The organism is Pseudomonas sp. FG43 (genome assembly GCF_057809175.1).
In genome coordinates, this window is sequence record NZ_JBMDJL010000001.1 from 251,495 (window position 1) to 259,283 (window position 7,789).

Genomic DNA, 7,789 nt, shown 5'->3' on the forward strand with positions numbered 1-7,789 from the left:
TCAGAAACTGACAATTTTCGTCACATCCCATACTGCCATTTGGCAGCAAAGCCCGACTGCGCTATAAACCTCACACTGTCTGTGTCTGGTGGTTTTATGTCTGATGTCGTCCTCACTGGTCTGGCCAAGCAATTGGTCGAAGCCGAGCTTCTTACTGAAAAAACTGCGCAGCAGGCTTACCAACAGGCACGGCGCGACAAGATTTCGCTGGTCAGCTATCTGGTACAGAACAAACTGGTCAAAAGTCTGGTACTGGCAGAACTGGCATCCGATCAGTTCGGTGTCCCCTTCCTTGACCTCAACTGCCTGGACAAGGAAAGCCAGCCCAAGGGGCTGGTCAGTGAAAAACTGGTACGCCAGCACCATGCACTGCCTTTATGGCGACGCGGCAACAAGCTGTTCGTGGGCGTATCGGACCCCACCAACCATCAGGCCGTTACCGATATCCAGTTCAGTACAGGCCTCAATACCGAAGCGATTCTGGTCGAAGACGACAAGCTCAGCGATGCCATTGAAAAGCTGTTCGACACAGGCATGGGGCTGGGGGAAATGGCCGATGTCGACCTTGGACTGGATATCGAACAGGCCGAGAACACCAAAGAAACCTCGATATCCGGGAAAGACGATGCCGACGACGCGCCAGTCGTGCGCTTCGTCAACAAGATGCTGATGGATGCCATACGTATGGGCTCTTCAGACTTGCACTTCGAGCCTTATGAAAAGGTCTTTCGCGTGCGCTTTCGTACCGATGGCATTTTGCACGAGGCCGCCAGGCCCCCTATCCATCTGGCCAGCCGGATTGCCGCACGCCTGAAAGTCATGGCCAGCCTGGATATCTCGGAGCGGCGCAAACCTCAGGATGGCCGGGTAAAACTGCGAGTATCCAAAAGCAAGGCCATCGATTTTCGTATGAACACCCTGCCGACGCTGTGGGGCGAAAAGATCGTGATGCGGATCCTGGACCCCACCAGCGCACAGATGGGTATCGATGCGCTGGGGTATGAGCCGGAGCAAAAGGCACTGTATCTGGAAGCTCTCAAACAGCCGCAAGGGATGATCCTGGTCACCGGCCCCACCGGCTCGGGTAAAACCGTTTCGCTCTATACCGGCCTGAATATCCTCAATACCGTGGATATCAATATTTCTACCGCAGAAGACCCGGTGGAGATCAACCTGGAAGGTATTAATCAGGTCAACGTCAACCCGCGCCAGGGCATGGACTTTTCCCAGGCGCTGCGGGCCTTTTTGCGTCAGGACCCGGACGTCATCATGGTGGGCGAGATCCGCGACCTGGAAACCGCAGAAATCGCGATCAAGGCCTCCCAGACCGGCCATATGGTGCTTTCCACCCTGCACACCAATAGCGCGGCGGAAACGCTAACACGCCTGCACCATATGGGCGTCGCAGCCTTTAACATTGCCACGGCTATCAACCTGATCATTGCCCAGCGTCTGGCCCGTAAACTCTGCCCTCACTGCAAGAAAGAAATCGATGTGCCACGGGAAACCCTGCTCAAGGAAGGCTTCCCGGAATCGGAAATCGGCAAGTTCAAGATCTACGGCCCCGTTGGCTGCGATAACTGCAATGGCGGCTATAGAGGCCGGGTCGGTATTTACGAAGTGGTCAAGAAAACACCGGAGCTGGAACGCATCATCATGGAAGAAGGCAACGCATTGGACATTTCAAAACAGATGCGCAAGGACGGCTTCAGTGATTTACGCACTTCTGGCTTGCACAAAGCCATGCAGGGCATTACCAGTCTTGAAGAAGTCAACCGCGTGACCAAGGATTAAACATGGCTAGCAAGGCAGTAAAAGTCACTGTTTACACGTGGGAAGGCCTGGACAAGAAAGGCGCGAAAATGAGTGGGGAACTGAGCGGCCATAATCCGGCGCTCATCAAGGCCCAACTGCGCAAGCAAGGTATCAACCCAACCAAAGTACGTAAAAAGTCCGTCTCGATATTCGGTAACGGCAAGAAGATCAAACCGCTGGATATCGCCTTTTTCTCACGGCAAATGGCAACGATGATGAAAGCGGGAGTTCCACTGCTGCAATCGTTCGACATCATCAGCGAAGGTGCCGAAAATCCGAACATGCGCGCACTGGTGGACTTCCTGAAGCAGGAAGTATCGGCGGGTAACAGCCTGGCAACGGCCTTGCGGCAAAAGCCCGAGTACTTCGACGATCTGTACTGCAACCTGGTGGATGCCGGTGAGCAGGCCGGTGCGCTTGAAAGTCTGTTGGATCGAGTTGCGACCTATAAGGAAAAAACCGAAGCACTCAAGTCCAAGATCAAGAAGGCAATGACCTACCCTATCGCGGTCATGGTTGTAGCGGTGATTGTTTCGGGTATTTTGCTGATCAAGGTCGTTCCGCAATTTCAGTCGGTATTTGCAGGTTTTAACGCTGAATTACCCGCCTTTACCTTGATGGTCATCGGGCTATCAGAGATTGTGCAAAATTGGTGGCTGGCCATCGTCGGTCTTTTTATTGTCAGCTTTTTCATGTTCAAACGAGCCTATAAGCAGTCTCAGAACTTTCGCGACCGTATCGATAGATTCCTGCTGAAAGTCCCGATCATAGGGCCGTTGATTTTCAAATCGTCGGTAGCTCGTTATTCACGAACCCTGGCAACAACTTTTGCTGCTGGTGTTCCACTGGTGGAAGCGCTGGACTCCGTGGCTGGCGCAACCGGCAATGTGGTGTTCAAGAATGCGGTCAACAAGATCAAGCAAGACGTTTCAACCGGTATGCAGTTGAACTTCTCCATGCGCTCAGTGAATGTCTTCCCGAGCCTGGCCATTCAAATGACTGCTATTGGAGAAGAGTCCGGTGCTCTGGATTCCATGCTCGACAAGGTTGCGACTTACTATGAGGACGAGGTAGACAATATGGTCGACAGCCTGACCAGCCTGATGGAGCCGATGATCATGGCAGTACTCGGCGTTATCGTGGGTGGTCTGGTGCTTGCCATGTACTTGCCTATCTTCAAACTCGGAAACGTCGTCTGACATGACTCTCCTCGATTTCCTGGCCAGCTCCGTGCTGGCCTTCGTTATTTCCACTTTTGTTTTAGGCCTGTTGGTTGGGAGCTTCCTCAATGTGGTGGTTTATCGACTGCCCAAGATGATGGAGCGCGACTGGAAGATTCAGGCCCGGGAAGTACTTGGCTTGCCCGCCGAACCCAAGCCGGACACCTTCAACCTGATCCTTCCGCATTCCAGTTGCACGCAATGCAACCATCGGATTCGTCCGTGGGAAAACCTGCCGGTCATCAGTTATCTGGCCCTTGGCGGAAAATGCTCGAACTGCAAGGCTCCGATCAGCAAGCGCTACCCGCTGGTCGAGCTGGCCTGCGGGATAGTGTCAGGCTATATCGCCTGGCATTTCGGTTTTGGCTGGCAGGCTGCGGCGATGCTGGTGCTGAGCTGGGGTTTGTTGGCCATGAGCCTGATCGATGCCGATCACCAGTTGCTGCCGGACTCTCTGGTGCTGCCATTGTTATGGCTGGGGCTTATCGTCAATGCCTTCGGCTTGTTCAGCTCCCTCAGCGATGCCATGTGGGGAGCGGTGGCCGGCTATCTGGCGCTATGGTCGGTGTTCTGGCTGTTCAAATTGCTCACAGGCAAAGAAGGCATGGGTTACGGTGACTTCAAGTTGCTCGGCATGCTCGGGGCCTGGGGCGGCTGGCAGATTCTGCCGTTGACGATCCTTTTATCGTCGCTGGTGGGCGCTGTGCTGGGCGTGATCCTGATGCGCATTCGCCAGGTCGAGGCGGGAACACCGATTCCCTTCGGTCCTTATCTGGCCATCGCGGGGTGGATCGCTTTGCTCTGGGGTGGTCAAATAACCGACTCCTATTTGCAGTTTGCCGGTTTCAAATGACCAACCCTGCTTTCAAACCCTGGATTCTTGGCCTGACCGGCGGCATCGGTAGCGGTAAAAGTGCAGCGGCACAGTGCTTTATCGACCTGGGTGTCCATACCGTGGATGCCGACCATGTCGCACGTTGGGTGGTCGAACCCGGACGTCCGGCACTGGCGCAGATTGCCGAACACTTCGGCGCTGACGTGCTTCAAGCCAGTGGCGAACTTGATCGTGGCGCTCTGCGTGCGCGGATTTTCCAGCACCCTGAAGAACGACGCTGGCTGGAAGCCTTGCTGCATCCGCTGATCAATCAGGAGATCGTCAGCTATCTGGCTCAGGCTCAATCGCCTTACGCGATTCTGGTTTCACCGCTGCTGATCGAGTCAGGGCAATACAAGATGGTGCAGCGGATTCTGGTGATCGATGCTCCCGAAAACCTGCAAATAGAACGCACCATGCAGCGTGACGGCTCCAGCCAGGAGCAGGTCCAGGCCATTCTGAAGGTCCAGGCGCAACGCGAAGAGCGGCTGCGACATGCCGACAATGTGCTGACCAATGATCGCGACCCGGCGTGGCTGAAAAGCGAAGTCGAGCGGCTGCATCACTTTTTTCTTACTTTGCCCGGAGGCCAATCGTGAGCCAACCAACAACCGTCCAATGCCCGACCTGTGGCGCCCCGGTGGAATGGAGCGCCGCCAGTCCGGCCCGCCCGTTCTGCTCAGATCGCTGCAAGCTGATCGACCTGGGCGCATGGGCATCCGAAGAACATGCGATTCCGGTCAGCCCGGATGCCGAAGACGAGCTGTTCTCCGGCGATCTTGACCGACCGCTACGCGATCACTGACCTTGTCGATCAAGTGCCGACAGTAACTGCTCGGCACTGCTGAACTGCTGCTGGCTAACCAGCTGCCCGTCTCGCAATTGCAACCACAGCACCTTGTCTTCATCGCCAGCATATTGCGGTACGACGCGCGCATCACGGTCTAGGATGACGCGGTAGGAATAGTTACGCATCTTGGGGATCGCAAACAGGCTGGCAATCACACTGGGCATCTTCTGGATATCGGCCAAAAACACGGTTTGCCGAGACTCCAGAAAGCCCTTGGGCTTGTCCTTGAGCGCAACGTTGACCAGTTTGGCCGCATCCATGCTGCGAGCGACCAATAGCGTCTGGGTCTGGTTGTTCAGGGTATAAGGCTGATCGTGCTGGTCGAGCAGCGTCCACGGCGTCAGCTGGTCACCGACTTGCAAAGCCTGGGCGGTCAGTGGCAATAAAGCCAGAAGCAGGATGGGCAAAAATTTCAATGTGCGAGTCCTTGAGCATGAGTGACAGTGGGCATGAATGCTTTCACAGACATGCCTCATAAAGCGGGAAGGGCCTTGGCCGCGACGACCCGCTTGAAGGCAACACATTTTCATCGCCTTCAAACTGGCTGTCGCGGCCAAGGCCCCTCCCACGGGTTGTGAGCCAAACTACCCGTTTTTTGACATCACGACTCTAAAAAACTCAGACATTGAAGCGTCTCAGCAAGCGATCCTGCTGATCCACCTGCTCCACCATCAAAGCACATTGACGTACCTGAACTTCGGCGCTGGCCGCAACTTCATGGCTGATGTCGCGGATATTGGTGGTATTGAGGTTGATCTCTTCAGTGGTCGCGCTCTGCTGTTCTGCGGCAGTGGCGATCTGCATGTTCATGTCATTGATGCGGATGATTGCCTGACGGATATCCGTCAGCATTTCATTGGCCGCACCCGCCTCTTCAGCGGTCTTGCTGGCACTGTCGCGGTTCAGTTGCATACGCGACTCGGCTTGTTTAACGCCGGTCTGCAACTGATCGATCATCTGACGAATTTCCTGGGTCGATTGCTGAGTACGCGACGCCAGCGAGCGAACTTCATCGGCAACCACCGCAAAACCACGCCCGGACTCACCCGCACGCGCTGCTTCGATTGCTGCGTTCAAGGCCAACAGGTTGGTCTGCTCGGCAATGCTGTTGATCACCGACAGAATCGATTCGATATTCTGGCTGAGCCTGGCCAGCTCGGTAATCGCCTGGCTGGCCTCATCCATTTCCACAGCCAGACTCTTGATCGCATCGGTCGAACGCGACACCACACGCACACCACTGTCGACTTCTTCATTGGCAGAGAGCGCCGCCTGAGCCGCAGCCTGAGCGTTACGCGCCACCTCTTCGGCAGTGGAAGCCATCTCCTGCATCGCCGTAGCCAATTGATCGAGTTCCTGCAATTGTCGTTGCAGGCGGCCATCGGCCTGATTGGCTTCGCCGGAAGTCCGGTTGGTGCTTTCGTGAACCTGCTTCGAGCTGCCCATAACCTGAACGATCAAGGTTTGCAGGCTCTCCATGAAGCGATTGAATTCGCGGGACAGCAGGGCAATTTCATCATTGCCGGAATCAGGCAGACGACGTGTCAGGTCACCTTCACCGTTATTCATTTCACGCAAGGAGGTATGCAAGAGATCAAGCGGCTTGAGCAAGCGCTTCATCAGAGCACCCAGCACAATCAGACTGATGAGAACGCCCAGCAAAGTTGCAATCGCAGCTCGCCAGCTCAGGCTGTTGGCCTCAGCCATGACGATACTGTTATCCAGTACGACGCCGATGTACCAGTTCATGCCCTTGAGGTTGGACAGCGGAGTGAAAGACACCAGCAGGTCCTTGCCTGAAGCGCTGATCGGTTGCAGCCTGTTTTCCAGGGACGGGCTCTTGCCCTCGAACAGCTCGCTGTAGCTCTTGCCATTCAACCCGCTGTTCGGGTGAGAAATGATGTTGCCAGTGCTGCTCATCAGAAAAGCGTAACCGGCACCATTGAAGTCCATGGTGTTAATCGCATCGGATACGCTTTTCAACCGGACATCTCCGCCGATCACGCCAAGAAACTCACCGGCATTGCGCAGCGGCGTAACGGCAGAAATCAGCGTCTCTCCGGTTGTGGAGTCGACATAGGGCTCGGTGAGCACTGCCTGCCCGGTCGCCTTGCCTGTCGCATACCAAGGGCGCGTGCGGCCATCCCACTCAGGTTTTGGCTTCCAGGAGTCGAGGTTCTTGATGGGCTTGCCATCGCTTTGCAAGGCACCAAAAACCAGAATGAACTCGTCCTTGAGCAGCGGGCTGCCAATCAAGTGCTGAAGGTTTTCGGCGCTGTAATTGCTGTCGATATTCTGGCTCAACAGATCCATGAGCTTGAGCTTGGAGTTCAGCCAGTTCTCGATCTGTCTGGCCAGCGTATTGCTCGATTCGGCAATGCTTGCCGAAACCTGATTGTGAAGAGAGTCACGAACCTTGCTGACCTGCGTCACCGACAACAAACTGGTGGTACAGAACAATACGAAAGCAGCGGCCAGACCAGCTTTATGGACAATCTTCATCAAGTCGCTCCGTGCGTTTAGAAAGAAGATTTATCGTAAACAGGATAATGGCTATGTGCAATCAAACGTTTGATTACACAGACTTTTTACACTTCGCCTATTTGTGACTATCTATTTCATGAATACGAAAAATCATGCCCATGCACGACAGAATATATTCATCAGCGACAGAATCTGCCTGTTACAGGTGCTTGGCATGCAGATAATCTCTTTTACATCACACACGGCGCCGTCCCGGAATTCCCCCGCTTAGACAGGAGAAATGGTGCCAAGCAGACCAATGCCGATGGTCAGGATCAAAAAACCGATCAGGAACAATGCAAGCTTAGCCATCTCAGGCCTCCTACAGGAACAGGTTTGCGATACAGCGGGTGGCAGACTCCTCTGGGAGGGCTGCGGTGTGGGTATTGTGAGGAGAGGGTGGGTTGAGGTACAGATTCAGGTGGTTGAGAAAAATGCGGATCAGATGGGATCTGATCCGTTTTCAGGAAAATTAAGTATGAAACTGTAAAAACTTACAGTTCAAAA

General features: G+C 54.6%; 7 protein-coding genes. 5 read left to right on the top strand and 2 right to left on the bottom strand.

The annotated features are described in order from the left end of the window. The first annotated feature begins 96 nt into the window (after positions 1-96). From pilB to yacG, 5 genes are read left to right on the top strand one after another with little or no spacing between them, the layout of a single operon-like run. Positions 97-1,794, top strand: a complete 1,698-nt coding sequence (gene pilB / locus ACODS3_RS01175; RefSeq protein WP_489032905.1) for a type IV-A pilus assembly ATPase PilB — start codon at positions 97-99, stop codon at positions 1,792-1,794. A 2-nt stretch (positions 1,795-1,796) separates the two neighbouring features. Next, positions 1,797-3,014: a type II secretion system F family protein gene (locus tag ACODS3_RS01180; protein ID WP_489032907.1), complete on the top strand. Its 1,218-nt coding sequence runs from the start codon at positions 1,797-1,799 to the stop codon at positions 3,012-3,014. A gap of 1 nt (position 3,015) precedes the next feature. Then, positions 3,016-3,888: a prepilin peptidase gene (locus tag ACODS3_RS01185; protein WP_201018757.1), complete on the top strand. Its 873-nt coding sequence runs from the start codon at positions 3,016-3,018 to the stop codon at positions 3,886-3,888. Beyond that, positions 3,885-4,508: a dephospho-CoA kinase gene (gene coaE, locus ACODS3_RS01190; protein ID WP_201018756.1), complete on the top strand. Its 624-nt coding sequence runs from the start codon at positions 3,885-3,887 to the stop codon at positions 4,506-4,508. Before ACODS3_RS01185 ends, coaE begins: the two co-directional genes overlap by 4 nt. After that, on the top strand, positions 4,505-4,714 hold the full coding sequence (gene yacG / locus ACODS3_RS01195; protein ID WP_095067745.1) for a DNA gyrase inhibitor YacG: 210 nt from the start codon (positions 4,505-4,507) through the stop codon (positions 4,712-4,714). The genes coaE and yacG overlap by 4 nt, the downstream gene beginning before the upstream one ends. Here yacG and ACODS3_RS01200 read toward each other — a convergent pair. Continuing rightward, positions 4,708-5,175: a hypothetical protein gene (locus tag ACODS3_RS01200; RefSeq protein ID WP_201005866.1), complete on the bottom strand. Its 468-nt coding sequence runs from the start codon at positions 5,173-5,175 to the stop codon at positions 4,708-4,710. The two genes, yacG and ACODS3_RS01200, sit on opposite strands and share 7 nt — an antisense overlap. Before the next feature lie 202 nt (positions 5,176-5,377). Next, entirely contained in the window at positions 5,378-7,261 is a 1,884-nt protein-coding gene (locus tag ACODS3_RS01205) for a methyl-accepting chemotaxis protein (RefSeq protein WP_489032910.1), read from the bottom strand. Positions 7,262-7,789: the final 528 nt, after the last annotated feature.